This is a genomic window from Candidatus Poriferisodalis sp., assembly GCF_965208485.1.
In the GTDB taxonomy this organism is placed as follows: domain Bacteria; phylum Actinomycetota; class Acidimicrobiia; order Acidimicrobiales; family Poriferisodalaceae; genus Poriferisodalis.
Window position 1 is genome coordinate 2,530,378 of sequence record NZ_OZ242344.1, and the last position, 17,662, is coordinate 2,548,039.

Genomic DNA, 17,662 nt, shown 5'->3' on the forward strand with positions numbered 1-17,662 from the left:
ATCAACGCAGGCTGCTGTCATACCAGCATTCTAGAGCCGCTTTGTGGGCTTTTGAATTTTTGCTGCCTTTAGAATCTTGGCCCTTCGCGGTTTGGTGGGTTGAGGGTGGGTTGAGGGTCCTCAGGTAGGGGTCGAGGCCTTGCTGGGTTCGGTGTTTGTGGACGCCGAACCCGGAGGGCCTCGATGGCGGGTGATGTTGTGTCGGTGCGGCTGTGGCTGCCGCAGACCGAGGTGGTGGAGGTGATCGTCGACGCGCCCGGGCGGCTGAGGGTGCGGGTGGCGTCTTCGGTGTCGCGTCCGCGCTGTGCGGACTGCGGGGCGCGGTGCGGGCGTGTCCATGACCGGCGGGAGAAGCGGGTGCGGGACTTGGAGGTCTCGGGCCGGCCGGTCACGTTGGTGTGGGATCGGCGGCGCATGGTCTGCGATGGGTGCGGCCGGCGGTTCTTGGAGGATCACCCGGCGTTGGAGGGCCGCCTCACGGCGCGTCTGGCGCGGCGGCTGGTGGCCGATGCCCGCGAGATGACGGTCAACACTGTGGCGCGCCGTCATCGGGTGGGCTGGCACACGGTGATGGCTCTGGTGATCGCGTATGGGGGCCTGGTCGGCGAGCACCGCCGCCGGCGCCGCTGCCGAAGGCACCAACAACCTCCACCCGAGTCCTGCGACGCAAAGCCCACGGCTTCACCAACCACGCCAACCTCGAAGCCCGCGGCATCCTCACCACCTAACCTGACACCACCGAGCCCAGCAACCCAAACCCCACAAAAACGCGAAGGCTCCACTGTTCGGTGATGGCGAGATCGTCGTTCAATGCCCGGTCGCCCAGAATTCGTTCAATCGCTCGATTGCTTCGGATCGTGAGAGCTCGGCGATTTCGCTCTCCGGCAGGCCGGCCCGATGCTTGAGTTGGTACAGGACCTCAGTGGGCACTCCGCGAGGCTCACTGGCAGGGGCGCCGCCGCGGTCGGGAACGATGCCGCGGTCAGCGCAGTCCCAGAACTCCTGCTCGGTCACATCGAGCTGGTCTCGCAGAATGTGCGCCCACATCGTGGGCCCGTAGGTCTGCTTGTTCACTGGCCGCGAGACGCGGGTCCGCAGCACGTCCCCGTTGGCCAAGCTCAGCTCATAGGTGTCGTGGTGCGTGTTGCGCTTCCCGACTGCCGAGCGCACGACGTGCCAGCCCTCGGTCTTGCAGAATCTCGCGTGGGCGGTGCGCGCCGGCGCGGGATGGCTCACCGATCGTTGCCGCAGACCCAGTCCAAGAGTGTTTCGTCGGTGCTCAGTCGCACCAGTTGCACCAAGGGCCAGTTGTCGGCGTGATTGGGGGCGTTCCTCAGGCGCGCGATCCAGTCCTCTGCGTACTCGCGGAGCGCCACGATGAACTCCTCAACGGCCTCGTCGAGGTCGTCTCCCTCAGCAGCGATCGGCGTGCCGGGCAGCAGAACCGACCAGCCGCCTTCCTCGGCGACAGCCTCGGGACGCCCGACCTGCGGGCAGGCTGTCAACAGTTCCTGGAACAGCTTCAGATCGACGAGCACCACCCGGCTGTCCCGACGGCTGATCCCGATCGGCACTCCGTCTGCTGCCGTGTTCAGCGCGCTGCGCAGCTGCCGGCGGGTGTCGGTGTAGGACAGGAACGTCACTTGAGTGCACCTCCCCTCAATCAATTCAGTACGTAATGTACTTAACGTACTTCACCGTCCATGTCGGATCGACCCCGGATCAATGCCTCCAAATGAGGTGCGGTGGCGGCATAAATTATGTTGTGTCACATATGCCGGGGTGACAATATGCGCACCATGATCGTCTTGACCGACAACCAGCACGCCCTCGCCAAGCGCAGGGCAGCCCAACAGGGCATCTCGCTGTCGGAGTACATCCGCCGGCTCGTCGACCGAGATCTCGAAGAAGATGCCCCAGAGTGGGACCCGTCGGTGATCTTCGGGTTGATCGACGACGGCGGCTCGAACATCCGCGACAACAAGCACCAGATGATCGGCGAGGCAATCGACAAGTACTACGCCGACAAGGGATTGTGAGCCCGGGTGGCAGCCTTCGTCGACACCAGCATCTGGTACTCAGCGGCAAACGAGAGCGACGCCGACAGGCATGCAGCTCGTTCGCTCTTGGCAGAGCACGCTTCGTCGCTCGTGACGAGTGACCAGATTCTGGCTGAGCTGTGGAACCTGTTGAACGCAAGGACTGACTTCCGCTCAGCGAACCGGGTCGTCGGCGAGACACAGACTGGTTTGCCGCGCATCGAGTGCACTGTCAGCGAAGATCTCCAAGCCGCCGAGGCGATCAGGGTGAAGTTCGACGATCAGGCGTTCTCGTTGACCGACCGCACGAGTTTCGCTCTGATGGAACGACTCGGCATCTCGGACGCATTGTCGTTCGACGAGCATTACCGGATCTACCGATACGGCCCCGAAGGACGTCGGGCGTTCAGGGTGCTGCCGTAGCCACACAGCACCTGGGGAACACCACAGCCTGCGTGTATCTCGGGGTGACTCGCCGGCCGGGTTTGTTGCCTTCGACAACAAAGTGGATTCGAAGATTCTTGGATCAGAGGACCGTAACATCTAGGGTTTAGTTCCCGTAATTTTTGTGGTTAGCAGGTAACGTCCGGGTTGTGGATTACGTCAGGCGCCATATCGAGCCGATGCTCGACGAATCGCTGAGGGCTTTCCGTGTCGTCGTGCTGCACGGAGCGCGTCAGTCGGGGAAAACCACGCTGGCACGTCAGTTGGTGCAGCGGCGGGGAGGCACCTATGTGACGCTCGATGACGACGCAACTCGGCTCGCAGCGATCGACGATCCAGTGGCGTACCTGTCTGGCCTGCAGGCACCGGCAGTCGTCGATGAGGTGCATCTCGGCGGCGACCGGGTGGTGCGCGCCGTCAAGCGTCTCGTCGACGATTCAGATGTGCGAGGCCGGTTCTTGCTGACCGGCTCCACAAACTTCCTGTCGGTGCCCGCCATCAGCGAGTCCTTGGCTGGACGGGCTCGCATCTTGCGACTGTTCCCGTTCACCCAAGCAGAGATCGATGGCCGGGCCGCGATCGATCTCGCCGGATGGTTCGACGACTGCGAGATCAATGCGCCACATGAGACCGATGACCGTGCGCAGTACATGGGTCGCCTGTGCCGCGGGGGGTTTCCCGAGGCGGCATCACTGACGCCAGAGCAACGCCAAGGCTGGTACGGCAGCTATCTCGAAACGGTCATCCAGCGCGACATCACCGAACTCGGCGACATCCGCCGAGCCGAAGCACTCGTTGATCTGGTACGATGGCTGGCTGCCAACACCGCAGCCGAGCTCAATGCCGAAGCAGCCTGCCGGCAGCTCGGCATCGATCGATCCACGTTCAACCACTACTTCGCATGGCTCCGCACGGTGTTCATGATCAATTCGGTGCCGGCGTGGTCGCGCAAGCACGCTGCTCGCGCCGTCAGACGACCCAAGTCGCACTTCGCCGACACCGGCATGGCCGCAGCGCTGCTGGGCGTCAACGCCGAAGCACTGGCATCACCCGCCTCGACGATCGCCGGTCCGCTGCTGGAGTCGTTCGTGACCAATGAACTGGCACGCCACACCGCCGAGTCAGCCGGCGCGCGCATCCATCACCTCCGCGACTACGACAGCCACGAAGTCGACATCGTGCTCGAACGCGCAGACGGCACGGTCGCGGCCATCGAGGTCAAGGCCACCGGCAGCCCCAGCGAGAACCACCTCAAGCCGCTGCGCTGGCTGCGAGATCGCCTCGACCGCACTGCGCCGGGCCTGTTCCGCGTCGGGGTGCTGCTGCACACCGGTCCCCACTGCCACCGGGTCGGGGATCGTCTCTGGCTCGCCCCCATCAACGCTCTCTGGCACTCCCAGCCCCAGATTCGGTGAAGCTCCAATTTCGAGCCTTCGTCCTTTTGTGGGATTCGGGCTGCTGGGTTCGGCGGGGTCAGGTTAGTAGCAGGCCGCGGGCTTCGAAGTTCGTGTAGTTGGTGAAGCCGTGGGCTTTGCGGCGCAGGATCTGCAGCAGGTTGTTGGTTCCTTCGATGGGTCCGTTGCTGGGCCGGCCGGCTTGGTGCCAGTCGAGGATCTGGGGGTGCCACGCCAAGAAGGTGTCGACTGTGTCGCTGAACTCGGGGATCAGCCCGGTGCCGTAGATGTCCGCGAACCGGTCGAGCGCTTCGAGGGCGCCCTTTCGGTCCTTGGCGAGATAGAGGCCGTGCAGCTCGCCGAGCGCGTCCCACGCGGCTTTGAGCCGCGGGTGGGCGGCGAACAGCTCCTCGAGCCGTTGGCGTTCGGCGGCGTCGAGCTTGTCGGGCCGTCTCATGAGCAAGAACCTGGCCCGGAACACGTCGCGGTCGAACACAGGCTTGGAGCCTTCGGGGCGGCGCTGCACGTCTCGGCGCACCGCGGTCAGCCCGGCGGCGAACCATCGGATCACATGGAACCGGTCCAGCACGTGGCGGGCGTGGCCGAGCCGCGCCTCGATGGCGGCCTTGTATGCCTTGGAACCGTCGGACACCACGACTTTGACGCCTTTGCACCATTTGTGGCCCTGAGCAGCCAGAAACCCCGACAGGGCTTGGCTGTTGCGATGCGGCACCATGGCGAGCACCTCGCCGGTGTCGCCGTTCACGAGCACCGTCACATAGCGGTGCCGCTTGCGGATCGAGGTCTCGTCCACCAACAGAACACGGCACCGTCGGCGGCGTCGATGACCGGCGACCAGCCCCGCATAGGCGACCACCAAAGCATTGACCAGCTTCCAGCCCACCTGATGGCGCTTGGCTGCCGCGTTGACCGTCATCGCGCGTGCGTCCTGGACCACCCGCCGCGCCAGACGCGCCGTGACGCTGCCCTCGAACGCCGGATGGTCCTCCATGAACCGCCGCCCGCACGGCTCGCACACCATCCGCCGCCGATCCCACACCAACGTGGTCGGCCGGCCCGACACCTCCAAGTCGCGGATCTCGCGGTCCCGGCGGTCATGGACCCTCCCGCTCGGCGTCCCACAACCCGGGCACTCGGGGCGACGCACCGCCGAGCGCACCCGCACCACCAGCTCCAAAGGCGCGTCGACCGCGACCTCCAGCACCTCAATACGCGGCAGCCACAGCCGCACCGACATAACATCACGCTTCATCGAGGCCCCCTGGGGTTCGGCGTCTCTCAAACACCGATCCCAGCAGGGCCTCGACCCCTACAAGCGGACCCTCAACCGCCCCTCATCCCACAAAAAGGCGAAGGACCAAAATTCCTGCTCGATCACTTCGAGCTGTTCTCCCAGAATGTGCGCCCACATAATGGGGCCGTAGGTCTGCCTGTCCACCGGTCGCGAGACGCGGGTCCGCAGCACCTCCCCGCTGGCCAAATTCAGTTCGTAGGTGTCGTGGTGCGTGCTGCGCTTCCCGACAGCGGAGCGCACGACCTGCCAGCCCTCGGTCTTGCAGAATCTCTTGTGGGCGGTGCGCGTCGGCGCCGGATGGCTCACTGCTCCCCGCCGCAGAACCAGTCCATGAGCGTTTCATCGGTGCTCAGGCGCACCAGCTGCACCTAGGGCCAGTTGCCTGCGTGATTCGGAGCGTTTCTCAGCCGAGCGATCCAGTCCTCCGCGTATTCGCCGTGCGCGACGATCAACGGCTCCAGCTCAGACGGCGCGGCGGCATAAATTATGCTGTGTCATGTATGCCGGGGTGACAACATGCGCACCATGATCGTCTTGACCGACAACCAGCACGCCCTCGCCAAGCGCAGGGCAGCCCAACAGGGCATCTCGCTGTCGGAGTACATCCGCCGGCTCGTCGACCGAGATCTTGAAGAGGACGCTCCCGCGTGGGACCCGTCGGTGATCTTTGGACTGATCGACGACGGCGGCTCGAACATCCGCGAGAACAAGCACCAGATGATTGGCGAGGCAATCGACAAGTACTACGCCGACAAGGGATTGTGAGCCCGGGTGGCAACCTTCGTCGACACCGGCATCTGGTACTCAGCGGCAAATGAGAGCGACGTCGACAGGCATGCAGCTCGGTCGCTCCTGGCAGAGCACGCTTCGTCGCTCGTGACGAGCGACCATGTTCCGGCCGAGCTGTGGAACCTGTTGAACGCGAGGATTGATTTCCGCGCAGCGAACAAGATTGTCGGCGAGATACAGACTGGTTTGCCGCGCATCGAATGCACTGTCAGCGAAGATCTCCAAGCTGCCGAGGCGATCAGGGTGAAGTTCGACGATCAGGCATTCTCGTTGACCGACCGCACGAGTTTCGCTCTGATGGAACGACTCGGCATCTCGGACGCATTGTCGTTCGACGAGCACTACCGGATCTACCGATACGGCCCCGAAGGCCGGCGGGCGTTCAGGGTGCTGCCGTAGCGTCGCTGACGCTGCCCGAACCCTGAGCGCCCGGCTCGGAGTCTGGCTCGTAGGGTGAGCCGGTGGCGGTGCGCGTCGGGCTGGCCCAGCTAAACCTTCGTGTCGGCGGGTCCGCAGGCACCCTGCGCCCGGCGAGCACCCGGCGGCGAAGAGGCGGTGTTCGGGCACACTGCTGAAGTGAGTCTGTTCCGAAGTGGTTGGCTAGCCATTTCAGAAATAGTCGGTTGAATATTCCGAGAGTTGTCGGTTAGAATCATCTGAAGTCGTCGATTGAAACCGAGGCGCGGAGCGTTCTGCGTCGCCTGCTCGGCCGTCGAAACACCCAGTCTCCGGGGAACTTCTCATGCCCGACAGCGATGCCGACAACATCGAAGGCGGCACCCTGACGCCTCCCGGATACCGCGCACGTGTGGTCCATCACGATCTCCGCAGCGCCCTCGCTGCGTCTGCCGCCGTAGTCGTGGAAGGGCCTCGGGGCTGCGGCAAGACTTGGACCTCGAAGCACTTCGCGCGCAGCGAGGTGCTGTTCGAGCAGGACCCGAGCGCACGGCTCGCGTCAAGCGTCGTGCCGCAGACCGTTCTCGAAGGAGCGGTGCCGCGACTCCTCGACGAATGGCAGCTCGCGCCCGACGTGTGGCCCCACGTTCGCGCCGCCTGCGACGCACAGCCTGGTCTGAGCGGTCGCTTCATTCTCACGGGCTCCGCCACGCCGCCCGACGATCTCACACGCCATTCTGGTGCCGGCCGCATCAGTCGGGTGCGCATGCGTCCCATGTCGCTGCTGGAATCAGGCCACTCCACTGGTGAAGTGTCGCTGGGCGGCCTCCTGAACGGCGCCGCCTGCGAGGCAGCGTCGACCGGCATCGATGTCGAAGGCATCGCCGAGATCAGCTGTCGCGGCGGTTGGCCCCGCCTGCTCGGACAAGATGCGGCGACCGCCCAGCGAGCGCTGCGTGACTACCTCGATGAGATTTGCCGTGTCGACGTCTCAGCCGTCGACGGCGTGCGCAGGGACCCCGAAGGGGTCCACCGACTCATCACATCGCTGGCTCGCAACGTCGCCACCACGGTGTCCGTCAACAAGCTCGCAGCCGAAGCCGGACCCGCCGACGGACTGCATCGCACGACGGCCGGCAGCTATCTCAGTGCGCTGCGGCGGCTGTTCGTGGTGGAGGACCTTCCGCACTGGCGCACTCATCTGCGCTCGCGCGCCACGCTGGCCTCAACGCCCAAGCGACACTTCGTGGATCCATCGCTGGCGGCTGCTGCGCTGCGGGCCCCGCCGGGCCGCTTACTGGGTGACCTTCCGGCGTTCGGGTTCTTGTTCGAGTCGCTGGTGGTGCGCGATCTCCGCGTCTATGCCCAAGCGAACGATGCCACCGTCTGGCACTACCGCGACAGCGACCATCTCGAAGCCGACGCGATCGTCGAGGCCGGTGATGGCCGGTGGATAGCGGTCGAGGTGAAACTCGGCAGCGCCGAAGGCATCGATGATGCCGCGAGGTCGCTGCTTCGCCTCGCAGCCAAGGTAGACGCCGATCGCGTCGGTGCGCCGTCCAAGCTGGTGGTGATCACAGCATCCGGCTACAGCTATGACCGACCCGACGGCGTCGCCGTCGTCCCCGTTAGCGCGTTCGCTCCGTAGGCACCCACGAATCGAACCAGTTCAGGCGAAACGCTTCGATCTGGTTCGATGGCTGCGATGGCCGGCTGCCAACACCGCGGCCGAGCTCAATGCCGAAGCAGCCTGCCGGCGGCTCGGCATCGATCGATCCACGTTCGGTCACTACTTCGCATGGCTCCGCACGGTGTTCATGATCAATTCGGTGCCGGCGTGGTCGCGCAAGCACGCTGCTCGCGCCGTCAGACGACCCAAGTCGCACTGCGCCGGGCCTGTTCCGCGTCGGGGTGCTGCTGCACACCGGTCCCCACTGCCACCGGGTCGGGGATCGTCTCTGGCTCGCCCCCATCAACGCTCTCTGGCACTCCCAGCCCCAGATTCGGTGAAGCTCCATCGCCACATCACGAACTGACGACGCCCGCAGCGAATCAGGCGTCGAAGGTCGTGGGCACAGCGGGGTCCCGGTGGTCGCCATCGGATGCATGCGTAGGGTGAGCCGATGGCGTCGGTGCGCGTCGGGCTGGCACAGCTGAACCTTCGCCTCGGCGACCTCGGCGGGAACGCCGAGATGATCATGGCTGCCTACGACGAAGCCGTCGCCGGGGGCGCGCAGGTGGTCGTCTTCAGCGAGCTGACCGTCACCGGCTACCCGCCCGAGGATTTGCTGCTGAAGCCTGCATTTGTGTATTCGGCAGCGCTGGCGCTCGAGCGAATTGCCCGGCACACAGGGGACGTGACCGCAGTGGTGGGTGTTCCTGAGGACACGGGGCAGACCGGTCCAGTGCGGCTGTGGAACTCGGCTGCTTTGTGTTGGAACGGCAAGGTGCGCGGAGTGTTTCGCAAGCACCTGCTGCCGAACTATGCCGTGTTCGACGAGCAGCGCTACTTCGTGCCAGGGACTGATGCGGGGCCGTTGTTGCACATCGGCAATGTGCGGGCGGGAGTGTCGGTGTGCGAGGACCTGTGGGGACCGCCGCGCACTGCTGATGCTGCCGCGGACGATGGCGGACTGCCGTCGGTCATCGGGGGCGAAGCCGACACGAGTCCGGCGCTGGCGCAGGTTGCGATGGGTGCGAGGCTGCTCGTGAACCTGAACGGGTCGCCGTACCGGCGAGGCAAGCAGGCCGACCGGGAGGCCGTTGCCCGCACACGTGCTGCGGCGCTGGGAGTGCCGGTGGTCTATGTCAACCAGGTGGGAGGGCAGGACGAGCTGGTCTTCGACGGCAGCTCGTTCGTCACCGACGCAGGCGGCAACGTGGTATGCCGGCTGCCCGCCTTCTGTGAGCAGGTCGCTGTCTGCGACGTTGCCGTGCCCGCCGGCGAGCACGCCGCACAAGCGCGATCGGATGGCTCGACGCGTGTTGGCCCGGAAGGCAATGGCACTGCACCGGGCGTGCTGGCACCGATGCTGGATCCGCTGGAAGAGATCTGGCAGGCGCTCGTGGCTGCAACACGTGACTACGTGCACAAGAACGGATTCACCGATGTCGCCGTGGGACTGTCCGGCGGCATCGATTCGAGCGCTGTGGCCGCCATCGCCGCCGACGCGCTCGGACCGACCCATGTACATGGTGTCTCGATGCCGTCTCGCTACTCCAGCGAGGGCTCGCGCACCGACGCAGCCCAGCTCGCAGCGAACCTCGGCATCGACTTTCGCACCGTGCCCATCGAGCCGGCGCACGCGGCGCTGGCCGGAATGCTCGACACCCCCGATGCGTCGACCGACCCGCCAGCCGATGCTGCCGACATCTCGGCCGCAGACCTCACCGACCAGAACCTCCAAAGCCGCATCCGGGGCGTGATGCTGATGGCGCTGTCGAACCGGTACGGCTGGCTGGTACTCACCACCGGCAACAAGACCGAGACCTCGGTGGGCTACTCGACGCTGTACGGCGACACCGCCGGGGCATACGCCGTCATCCGCGACGTGCCCAAGCTGGGGGTGTACGAGCTCTGCGAGTGGCGCAACCGTCAAGGCGACGGGGAACGCATCCCGCGGGCATGCCTCGACAAGCCCCCCTCAGCCGAACTGCGGCCCGACCAGCGCGACGACCAGAGCCTGCCGCCCTATGAGCTGCTGGACCCGCTGGTGGAGGCCTACGTGGAAGGCGATCTCAGCGCTGCCGAGGTGGTGGAGGCGGCACGCCGGCACGGCGCAGACGCCGATCTGGTGCGTCGCGTGACACGCCTCGTTGACATCGCCGAGTACAAGCGCCGCCAGTCGCCGCCAGGTCCTCGCATCTCAGCCAAGAGCTTCGGCAAGGACCGGCGGATGCCGATCACGAACTTCTTTCGCTAAGCCCGCGCCTGGCCGGGAGCCGCGCTCTGCTCCCGCGATCCAGCAGGTCGCAACGTCGCAGATCCCGGCTCCCGGCCAGTCGCTCGCGACGCGGTTCGTTCTCGTTGAGTGTGCTGCGGGCTAGGCGAGGGCCTCGCCGATGGTTTGGCTGAGCAGGGCCGTCACCACGTAGGGATCGGCGTTGGCGTTCGGCCGGCGATCCTCGATGTATCCCTTGCCGTCCTGGTGGACCTGCCAGGGGATGCGCACCGAGGCGCCACGGTCGGACACGCCGAAGCTGAACGTGTCGTAGCGCTCCGTCTCGTGCTCGCCGGTCAGGCGCAGCTCGATGCCGTGGCCGTAGCCGGCAATGTGCTCTTCGGGTTTGCCCGGCGCGCCCAGCGACTCGGCGGCCTTCACGACAGCGTCGTAGTTCTCACGCATGGCCCTGGTGGACACGTTGGTGTGCATGCCCGCACCGTTCCAGTCGCCCTGCATGGGCTTGGCGGCCAGGCTGACCTCGATCTCGTGATCCTCGCCGGCGCGGTACAGCAGGTAGCGGGCCAGCCAGATCTCGTCGCCCACGGTCAGCGCGTCGACCGGGCCGATCTGGAACTCCCACTGCCCGGGCATGACCTCGGCATTGGTGCCCGAAATGTTCAGGCCCGCCTCGATGCACCACGTGGTGTGCTGCTCGACGACGTCACGGCCGTGGATGCGCAGCGCGCCCACGCCGCAGTAGTACGGCCCCTGGGGGCCGGGGAAGCCGTTGGGCGGGAAGCCTGAGGGCCACTTCGTGACCGGGTCGAGCATGGTGTACTCCTGCTCGAGACCGAACCAGAAGTCCTGATCGCCGTACTTGTCGAGGATCGCCCGGGTCTTGGCCCGCATGTTGGTGGGGTGCGGTTCCATCGTCTCGGGCAGGAAGGTCTCGCACATCACCATGATGTCGTTGCCGCCGCGCAGCGGATCGGGGCAGGTGTACACCGGCTTCAGCACGACGTCAGAGTCGCTGCCCTCGGCTTGGTTGGTGCTCGAACCGTCAAATCCCCAGATGCCGGGTTCCTCGCCGTCGGCAAGAATCTTCGTCTTGGAACGGACTTCGGCCGTGGGCTCTGTGCCGTCCGTCCAGATGTACTCAGCCCGGTAGGTCACTGCATGCTCCTTCGCTGGATTCGGTTGCGGAGATGTGGATGGGTGGAAGTCGCTGAGCCTGCGAGTCCGCGAGCGGCTGGCCCGGTTGGCGGCTGACACCAAGTATCCGTGCGCACGATACAAACGAGCCAGGGTTTCCGGGCCGTTGCCCAATTGTGAACAGCGCGTGAAGCTGGCTGCGGACTCTGGACCTGCAGACAATGCGCCGCCGACAATGGGCCGCAGCCAAATGCCTCCGGGCACTCGCCCCAGGGGAGGCCCCTATGTCCGATGCAATCGGGACGATCTCGAATCGCGAACGACCGCAGGACTACGTGCTGCGCCGCGTCACCGAGCGGGGCGTGCGACTGATCCGCCTGTGGTTCACCGACGTAGCGGGTCAGCTGAAGTCGTTCGCCATCTCGCCGGCCGAGCTCGAAACGGCCTTCACCCAGGGCATGGTGTTCGACGGATCGTCCATCGAGGGCTTCAGCCGCATCGCCGAGGCGGACATGGTGGCACGGCCCGACCCCGAGACCTTCGAGCTGATGGCCTCACGCAGCGGCCAGGGAGGCGAGGACATCTCGGCCCGCATGTTCTGCGACATCACCGCCGCCGACGGCGCCCGCTTTGATGGCGACCCCAGGGGTGTGCTGCGGCGGGTCATGGACCGGGCGCATGCTGCGGGCTACACGTTCTACGTCGCACCCGAGATGGAGTACTTCCTGTTCGAACCCGACCGGGTCGACGGGCGGCCCGTGCCGCTGGACGGCGGGAGCTACTTCGACCTCACCACCGCTGACATCGCGTCGGACATCCGCCACCGCACGCTGAGCGCGCTGGAGGCGATGGGCATCCCGGTCGAGTACTCGTTCCACGAGGACGCGCCGTCCCAGCATGAGATCGACCTGCGCTACTCCGACGCGCTCACCATGGCCGACAGCGTGATGACCTTCCGCCTGCTGGTGCGCGAGATCGCCTTCGAGCACGGCGTGCACGCCACGTTCATGCCCAAGCCGCTGGCAGGGGTGCAGGGCTCGGGCATGCACACCCACCTGTCGCTGTTCTCCGAAGGGCGCAACGCCTTCAGCGATCCCAGCGCTGCGGACGGGCTGTCCGATGTGGCCCGGGGCTTCGTGGCCGGCCTGCTGACCCACGCACGGGAGATCACCGCCGTCACCAACCAGCTCGTCAACAGCTACAAACGGCTGATCGCCGGATACGAGGCGCCGGTGGCCATCTCGTGGGCACGCAGCAACCGGGCGGCGCTCATCCGGGTGCCGCCGACCCGCACCGAGCGGGAGGAATCGACACGGGTCGAGTACCGGGCGCCCGACCCCGCCTGCAATCCGTACCTCGCCTTCGCGGTCATCCTGGCGGCCGGGCTGGCGGGCATCGAGCGGGGCTACCAACTGCCGCCCGAGACTCCCCCGTCGATCACCGGCTACAGCGACCACGGCGGTCCTTCCTACGGGCATCATCTGCCCGCCTCGCTGGACGAAGCGCTCGACGAGATGGAAGGCAGCGCGCTGGTGGCCGAGACGCTGGGCCAGCATCTGTTCCGGTGGTTCCTGCGCAACAAGCGGCGCGAATGGTCGGCGTACCAGACGCAGGTGACCCAGTTCGAGTTGGACAACTACTTCGCCGCAGTTTGAATCTTGGGCATGTACGCCGTCCATCCCGAAACCGTGAGCCCCGAGCTGGCGCAATTCCTGGACCTCGGCGGCTATGGGTGGAAGCCGGTGGCCAACGCCGCTGACGTGACCGCTGATGCCCCTGCCGAAGGATGGAGGGGAGCGATCATCCGCCTCGACAGCGGGGCCGGCGACATCGATGCGGCATGGGCGGTGGCACGGGCGCTGCGGGAGAGCGGCACATGCGTGCTGGTGCTGGTGCGCGGCAACGCACTTGACGAGCTGACGATGCGCGACGAGCTGTTCGACGACTTCTGCCTGGACCCGTTTCACCCCCGCGAGTTGGAAGCTCGGCTGGCGCACCTGGCGGCGGCGTCGAACGGCGGATCCACCGAGATCATCGAATACGGACCGTTGCGCATCAATCTCGACACCTACGAAGCCGTGGTGGACGAGCACCCGCTGGATCTCACCTACATGGAGTACGAACTGCTGCGCTTCTTGGCGTCGCAGCCGGGGCGGGTGTTCACGCGCGAGGCGTTGCTGAACCAAGTGTGGGGGTATGAGTACTACGGGGGCGCCCGGACGGTGGATGTTCATATCCGGCGGCTGCGAGCCAAACTCGGCGAGGAAAACGCTGATCTGATCCAGACGGTTCGGTCGGTTGGGTATCGGTTGGGGACGTATCGCTGGCGCTGAGTTTCTGCGCGCCCGGGGGGGCACAGCGCGCTCGGCCCGGGGGCGCAGGGGCGACGGCACCCGTGCTTCAAACAGATGAAGCGCGACGTTTGCTTGGGGTTGATGTGCTTGGGGCGCTTCATAACTGCGCGCGGGCACCATCGCCCCTGCGCCCCCCTCGTTGGTCTGTGCCTCTCGTCGTTCGTGTCTGCATTGCGCGCGGGCACGCTGCCACCGCACATCCCTCACGTTGAAACCGGCGATGCGGCTAGCGTGCGGCGGCGATGGCTGAACCAGCAATTGACAAGCTCCGTCGACTCGTTACGGCGGAAAACGGACTCTGCACCTTCGCTTGCCTCGACGCCAGCGGCGGGCCGCACGTGTCGATCATCAACGCCGGAGTGATGGACAATCCGCTCACCGGGGAGGCCAGCGTGGCCTGCGTCGTTCGCGCCGATGCCCGCAAGGCACGGCTGCTGAGGGCAGACCCGAGGGCGGCAATCGCATTCCGGCATCGCTGGGATTGGGTCGCGGCCCACGGCACTGCACAGCTCATCGGACTCGACGATCCCGCCGAGGGGATCGCCGACGCCGACATTCCGGAGCTGCTGCGCGAGGTCTTCCGCTCTGCCGGCGGCACACATGAGGATTGGGACGAATACGACCGAGTCATGGCTGCCGAGCGCCGACTGGCGATCTTCGTGACGCTGGACCACATCACGTCCAACACCGGCAGCATCATCTGATTCAGCTGGGAGGCATCTCATGGCAGCACCTGTAGCGCACTACTCCAAGTGGTACCGAGCCGGTGACTTCGTGTTCGTTTCGGGTCAGATCGGCCTACGCGACGGAGCACTCGTCGACGGCGTCGAAGCGCAGGCACGCGAGGTGCTTGCAAACGTCGCCGAGGCCCTCGCCGAGGCGGGCGGCGGATACGACGACGTCGTGAAGTGCCTCGTGTTCATGACCGACATCGGCAATTTCTCGCTGATCAACTCGATCTATGCCGAGGCCTTCGGCGAGCACCGACCGGCTCGCAGTGCCATCGGCGTAGCGGCGCTGCCGCTGGGGGCCGAAGTCGAGATCGAGGCCATCGCCTTCCTGCCCGAGTAACCATCTCGCGGGCTGCGCATCACTACGCTGCGACCCATGGCCGGCGCCATCATCATCGTGATCGTGCTCCTGCTGAGCCCATTCATCATCACCATCTCGCTGGCCGCGGTTGCCGCAGTGCTGGGCAAGCTGCTCGACGATGACGCAGAAGCCCGCCACGAAGGCAGCTCCCTCGTCGAAACCAACTTCTAAGAGCGTCAGCGGATAGGTGGTTCGGTGGGCTGCCAGCGGTTGCGGTGGTCGATGAGTTTGATGACGATGATGAGCGTTATGGCGAGGGCGAGTTGGGCGAGGCGGTGCTGGGGTTTGCGGTCGGTGTTGCGTCGTAGCTGCCCGTAGTTGGACAGCCAGGAGTTGGTGCGCTCCACTGTCCAGCGCAGCCCCATGGGGGCGGCGGCCGGTTTGGGGTCTGTGGTTGTGGGGGGCCGCTTGGCGGGCCGCTCGATGTCGGCGATGCCTGCTTTGTGGACGGCCCGGTCGACGCGGGCGCCGATGTAGCCGCGGTCGAGATGGACGGTTTCGATGTCGTGGTGCAGGCCTCGGCGTTCGATCTCGGCGAGGGTGGGCTCGAACAGCATGATGTCGTTGCGGTTCGCGCCGTCGGCGGCCCACGCGACCGGGGTGCCCGCCGCGTCGGTCGCCAGCGACCACTTCCAGCCCAGTTTCCGCCTGTCAACAGGGCTTTTGCCAGTCCCCGCCCCGCCGCAAGGGGCCTTGTGGACCGAGCCGTCGACGCACAGATCGGCGAGCCGCAGGCCCATGATGCGGTCCCACGCGGCGATCGCCTCGGCCGCGATGTGATCGAACACCCCGGCGGCGACCCATTCGTCGCGGCGCGACCGCAGCGTCGTGTCAGACACCTCGCCGTCCAACAGGTGCTCAACGGACTCCCACGAGCAGCCCGTCACCAGCCTGATGATGATCCCCCGCAGGCACAGCCGATCCGATATCCGAGGCCGGTGACAGCCCAGCGGATGCGACCGGGGACGAGCCAACCGCGGCTCGACCGCAGCCCAGATGACATCCACCACCACCTTGCTCAAAGCGCGCATGATGAAACCGGCCTCCACGGTCGTCAAGTTCAGGACAACCCGACCAATACACCGGCGAACCAGACGACCCGTGGACGGCCGCCTATCCGCGCGGCCTCTAAGCCCAGATCCACCGGTGGGGTGTGCGGTGTCGGGTTGGGCGGGATGTCGGTGGCGCGGTTTGTCGTGGGGGCGGGGTGAGGGCTGGGCGGACGCGTGGTTGGTCGGCGTCGGCTCGGGGGTTGGTTTGTGTGCTGCGCCTGGGGTGTGCTGCGCGGCGCTGCGTGGCGCTGGGGTTTGCTCAGCAGCGCTGGGGCAGGTTGCGGATGTGTCGCAGCGCGGCGGTGAACTGGGCTGCCCAGGGCCATTTGGCGGGCAGCCGCAGGGTGGGTCGGCCGCTGCGGTTGACGAGCCGGGCGGGGATGTTGAGCAGGCGTCGGGCGATGGTGGCTGCGACGGTGAGCTTGCGGGGTTCGTGGACCCGGCCGATGCGCGCGGTCCAGCGTGCGATGTTGTGGGCGAGGACGGCGAAGGCGAGCCAGGCGGCGTTGGCCGCGAACCGTCCTGAGGGGCTGTGGGCGAGGCCGCCGGCTTTGAGGTCCTTGATTGCTTGTTCGACGCGGGCGTGGGCGCGGTAGGCGGTGTCGGCTGCTTTGGTGTCGAGCTCGTCGTCGTCGATGTCGGTGACGAACGCGTGGTGGCGCCAGTTCGGCCACAGCTCGGCTTGGTCGCCGACGAGGCGGGTGCGGCGCACCACGAGGCGGACCGTGCGCTTGGGCTTGCCCGCAGCGCGTCGGCCGCTGGTCAGCGTGGCCTGGGCGACCTGGGCTTCGCCGTCGTCGGTGTAGCCGATCGGTGTCCAGTCGTCGTCGCCGATGGCGGCGATCGCCTTGTCGACAGCAGGGTTGCGGGCGATCGCGATCAGGAACCTCGTGCCGTGCGCGTCGAGCTTGTCGATCAGGTCCCACGAGAAGAACCCCGCGTCAGCTCGAAGCGTGAGCGCCGCGCCCGGCGCCAGGCGGCGCACCCGCGCCAAGGTCTCCGCGGCGAAATCGACGTGTCCCCGCTGCGAGGAGCCCTTGCGCATCCGGGAGTGCACGATCTCACCGGTGTCGTCGCGGGCCGCCACCAGCGGGTGATAGCCGAGCCGCCCGCCGTGGCCGTACGCGGCGCCGTGCTTCGCGTCGCTGTGCACCTCGCACAGCGTGGAGTCGATGTCGACCGTGATCGCTTCCGCGGCCGGGGCGGCCCCAGCAGCCCACGCACGGCCCAACGCGAGCTCCTGGGCGCGGTCGAGCTGGCGCACATGACCCCACGAGAACGACCTCGCGAACGTCCCCAGCGTGGACGGCGCCACCGGCGCGAACCCCAGCACCGACCCAGCCGAGCCGGCCCGCAGCCGATCCGCGTCAGAGAAGAACGACCCGCCCACCAGCATCGAGCACACCGCCGTGAGCACCTTCGCTCCCGACCCGCGGCCCGCCGCCGGCGGACGCACCGTCTCGTCGATCAAGCCCTCCAAGCCCAGCCGGCCCGCCAGCGTGCCCACCGCCAGCAGACCCGCGTCCCCCACCAAAGAGCCCTCGTCGAACACTGCCTCGACCCGGTCCAACAACCGCGTATCATCGCTCACAGAAAGTGCCTCCCGTCATGGCATCACGCCGCGTTCTCACAACCGGCAAAATGCCACGTCAGGAGGCCTTTCTGGTGGACGCAAACCCCCACCAGCCCAACCGAACCGGTGGATCGGGGCTAAGGGCACAGACCAACGAGGGGGGCGCAGGGGCGATGGT

21 protein-coding genes and 1 pseudogene are annotated in these 17,662 nt (G+C 66.4%); 14 read left to right on the top strand and 8 right to left on the bottom strand.

Annotation, left to right across the window (positions count from 1 at the left end; genetic code table 11):
- Nucleotides 1–183: 183 nt before the first annotated feature.
- A complete protein-coding gene (locus tag ACOGXQ_RS11865) occupies nt 184–792 on the top strand; it encodes a transposase family protein (RefSeq protein WP_419943875.1) in 609 nt (202 codons plus the stop codon).
- Nucleotides 793–807: 15 nt separating this feature from the next.
- Here the strand turns inward: ACOGXQ_RS11865 and ACOGXQ_RS11870 are convergent, their stop codons facing one another.
- Together ACOGXQ_RS11870 and ACOGXQ_RS11875 are read right to left on the bottom strand one after the other, a co-directional pair.
- Nucleotides 808–1,236 (bottom strand): cytotoxic translational repressor of toxin-antitoxin stability system, encoded by a 429-nt coding sequence (locus ACOGXQ_RS11870; protein ID WP_419943876.1) that lies wholly within the window; start codon nt 1,234–1,236, stop codon nt 808–810.
- The gene (locus tag ACOGXQ_RS11875; RefSeq protein WP_419943877.1) at nt 1,233–1,643 is read right to left on the bottom strand and encodes a prevent-host-death protein; all 411 of its coding nucleotides are present in this window, start codon (nt 1,641–1,643) and stop codon (nt 1,233–1,235) included. The genes ACOGXQ_RS11870 and ACOGXQ_RS11875 overlap by 4 nt, the downstream gene beginning before the upstream one ends.
- Nucleotides 1,644–1,799: 156 nt before the next feature.
- Between ACOGXQ_RS11875 and ACOGXQ_RS11880 the strand changes: the two genes are divergently transcribed.
- From ACOGXQ_RS11880 to ACOGXQ_RS11890, 3 genes are all read left to right on the top strand, one after another.
- On the top strand, nt 1,800–2,039 hold the full coding sequence (locus ACOGXQ_RS11880; RefSeq protein ID WP_419943878.1) for a hypothetical protein: 240 nt from the start codon (nt 1,800–1,802) through the stop codon (nt 2,037–2,039).
- Nucleotides 2,040–2,045: 6 nt separating this feature from the next.
- On the top strand, nt 2,046–2,462 hold the full coding sequence (locus ACOGXQ_RS11885; RefSeq protein WP_419943879.1) for a type II toxin-antitoxin system VapC family toxin: 417 nt from the start codon (nt 2,046–2,048) through the stop codon (nt 2,460–2,462).
- A 170-nt stretch (nt 2,463–2,632) separates the two neighbouring features.
- On the top strand, nt 2,633–3,898 hold the full coding sequence (locus ACOGXQ_RS11890; protein ID WP_419943880.1) for an ATP-binding protein: 1,266 nt from the start codon (nt 2,633–2,635) through the stop codon (nt 3,896–3,898).
- Nucleotides 3,899–3,956: 58 nt separating this feature from the next.
- Here the strand turns inward: ACOGXQ_RS11890 and ACOGXQ_RS11895 are convergent, their stop codons facing one another.
- A complete protein-coding gene (locus ACOGXQ_RS11895; protein WP_419943792.1) occupies nt 3,957–5,150 on the bottom strand; it encodes an ISL3 family transposase in 1,194 nt (397 codons plus the stop codon).
- Between the two features lie 57 nt (nt 5,151–5,207).
- A complete protein-coding gene (locus ACOGXQ_RS11900) occupies nt 5,208–5,498 on the bottom strand; it encodes a hypothetical protein (protein ID WP_419943881.1) in 291 nt (96 codons plus the stop codon).
- A gap of 219 nt (nt 5,499–5,717) precedes the next feature.
- On the opposite strand from ACOGXQ_RS11900, the gene ACOGXQ_RS11905 reads away from it, so the two are divergent.
- From ACOGXQ_RS11905 to ACOGXQ_RS11920, 4 genes and pseudogenes are all read left to right on the top strand, one after another.
- The gene (locus ACOGXQ_RS11905) at nt 5,718–5,957 is read left to right on the top strand and encodes a hypothetical protein (protein WP_419943882.1); all 240 of its coding nucleotides are present in this window, start codon (nt 5,718–5,720) and stop codon (nt 5,955–5,957) included.
- Nucleotides 5,958–5,963: 6 nt separating this feature from the next.
- Nucleotides 5,964–6,380: a type II toxin-antitoxin system VapC family toxin gene (locus ACOGXQ_RS11910; RefSeq protein WP_419943883.1), complete on the top strand. Its 417-nt coding sequence runs from the start codon at nt 5,964–5,966 to the stop codon at nt 6,378–6,380.
- Nucleotides 6,381–6,723: 343 nt separating this feature from the next.
- Nucleotides 6,724–8,025: an ATP-binding protein gene (locus ACOGXQ_RS11915; RefSeq protein WP_419943884.1), complete on the top strand. Its 1,302-nt coding sequence runs from the start codon at nt 6,724–6,726 to the stop codon at nt 8,023–8,025.
- Nucleotides 7,973–8,206, top strand: a pseudogene (locus ACOGXQ_RS11920) (hypothetical protein); the annotation flags it as partial. The gene ACOGXQ_RS11915 and the pseudogene ACOGXQ_RS11920, both read left to right, overlap by 53 nt.
- Nucleotides 8,207–8,243: 37 nt before the next feature.
- Here ACOGXQ_RS11920 and ACOGXQ_RS11925 read toward each other — a convergent pair.
- Nucleotides 8,244–8,366 carry a hypothetical protein gene (locus tag ACOGXQ_RS11925; RefSeq protein ID WP_419947450.1) on the bottom strand — a complete coding sequence of 41 codons (123 nt, stop codon included), beginning with the start codon at nt 8,364–8,366 and terminating at the stop codon, nt 8,244–8,246.
- A gap of 134 nt (nt 8,367–8,500) precedes the next feature.
- Between ACOGXQ_RS11925 and ACOGXQ_RS11930 the strand changes: the two genes are divergently transcribed.
- The gene (locus ACOGXQ_RS11930) at nt 8,501–10,300 is read left to right on the top strand and encodes an NAD+ synthase (RefSeq protein WP_419943885.1); all 1,800 of its coding nucleotides are present in this window, start codon (nt 8,501–8,503) and stop codon (nt 10,298–10,300) included.
- 120 nt (nt 10,301–10,420) lie between these two features.
- Here ACOGXQ_RS11930 and glnII read toward each other — a convergent pair whose 3' ends face one another.
- The gene (gene glnII, locus ACOGXQ_RS11935) at nt 10,421–11,434 is read right to left on the bottom strand and encodes a glutamine synthetase GlnII (protein ID WP_419943886.1); all 1,014 of its coding nucleotides are present in this window, start codon (nt 11,432–11,434) and stop codon (nt 10,421–10,423) included.
- 263 nt (nt 11,435–11,697) lie between these two features.
- On the opposite strand from glnII, the gene ACOGXQ_RS11940 reads away from it, so the two are divergent.
- From ACOGXQ_RS11940 to ACOGXQ_RS11960, 5 genes are all read left to right on the top strand, one after another.
- On the top strand, nt 11,698–13,068 hold the full coding sequence (locus ACOGXQ_RS11940) for a glutamine synthetase family protein (RefSeq protein WP_419943887.1): 1,371 nt from the start codon (nt 11,698–11,700) through the stop codon (nt 13,066–13,068).
- A gap of 9 nt (nt 13,069–13,077) precedes the next feature.
- Entirely contained in the window at nt 13,078–13,746 is a 669-nt protein-coding gene (locus tag ACOGXQ_RS11945; protein ID WP_419943888.1) for a winged helix-turn-helix transcriptional regulator, read from the top strand.
- A 263-nt stretch (nt 13,747–14,009) separates the two neighbouring features.
- Nucleotides 14,010–14,471, top strand: a complete 462-nt coding sequence (locus tag ACOGXQ_RS11950) for a pyridoxamine 5'-phosphate oxidase family protein (RefSeq protein WP_419943889.1) — start codon at nt 14,010–14,012, stop codon at nt 14,469–14,471.
- Between the two features lie 19 nt (nt 14,472–14,490).
- A complete protein-coding gene (locus ACOGXQ_RS11955; RefSeq protein ID WP_419943890.1) occupies nt 14,491–14,838 on the top strand; it encodes a RidA family protein in 348 nt (115 codons plus the stop codon).
- 36 nt (nt 14,839–14,874) lie between these two features.
- Entirely contained in the window at nt 14,875–15,030 is a 156-nt protein-coding gene (locus ACOGXQ_RS11960) for a hypothetical protein (RefSeq protein ID WP_419943891.1), read from the top strand.
- Nucleotides 15,031–15,035: 5 nt separating this feature from the next.
- Here ACOGXQ_RS11960 and ACOGXQ_RS11965 read toward each other — a convergent pair whose 3' ends face one another.
- The gene (locus ACOGXQ_RS11965) at nt 15,036–15,908 is read right to left on the bottom strand and encodes an IS5 family transposase (protein WP_419947325.1); all 873 of its coding nucleotides are present in this window, start codon (nt 15,906–15,908) and stop codon (nt 15,036–15,038) included.
- A 262-nt stretch (nt 15,909–16,170) separates the two neighbouring features.
- A complete protein-coding gene (locus tag ACOGXQ_RS11970; protein WP_419943892.1) occupies nt 16,171–17,502 on the bottom strand; it encodes an IS1380 family transposase in 1,332 nt (443 codons plus the stop codon).
- Nucleotides 17,503–17,662: the final 160 nt, after the last annotated feature.

Coding starts and splice junctions, on each gene's coding strand:
- ACOGXQ_RS11865 (WP_419943875.1), top strand. CDS start 184: ATGGCGGGTGATGTTGTGTCGGTGCGGCTGTGGCTGCCGCAGACCGAG.
- ACOGXQ_RS11880 (WP_419943878.1), top strand. CDS start 1,800: ATGATCGTCTTGACCGACAACCAGCACGCCCTCGCCAAGCGCAGGGCA.
- ACOGXQ_RS11895 (WP_419943792.1), bottom strand. CDS start 5,150: ATGAAGCGTGATGTTATGTCGGTGCGGCTGTGGCTGCCGCGTATTGAG.
- ACOGXQ_RS11905 (WP_419943882.1), top strand. CDS start 5,718: ATGATCGTCTTGACCGACAACCAGCACGCCCTCGCCAAGCGCAGGGCA.
- ACOGXQ_RS11915 (WP_419943884.1), top strand. CDS start 6,724: ATGCCCGACAGCGATGCCGACAACATCGAAGGCGGCACCCTGACGCCT.
- ACOGXQ_RS11930 (WP_419943885.1), top strand. CDS start 8,501: ATGGCGTCGGTGCGCGTCGGGCTGGCACAGCTGAACCTTCGCCTCGGC.
- ACOGXQ_RS11940 (WP_419943887.1), top strand. CDS start 11,698: ATGTCCGATGCAATCGGGACGATCTCGAATCGCGAACGACCGCAGGAC.
- ACOGXQ_RS11945 (WP_419943888.1), top strand. CDS start 13,078: ATGTACGCCGTCCATCCCGAAACCGTGAGCCCCGAGCTGGCGCAATTC.
- ACOGXQ_RS11950 (WP_419943889.1), top strand. CDS start 14,010: ATGGCTGAACCAGCAATTGACAAGCTCCGTCGACTCGTTACGGCGGAA.
- ACOGXQ_RS11955 (WP_419943890.1), top strand. CDS start 14,491: ATGGCAGCACCTGTAGCGCACTACTCCAAGTGGTACCGAGCCGGTGAC.
- ACOGXQ_RS11960 (WP_419943891.1), top strand. CDS start 14,875: ATGGCCGGCGCCATCATCATCGTGATCGTGCTCCTGCTGAGCCCATTC.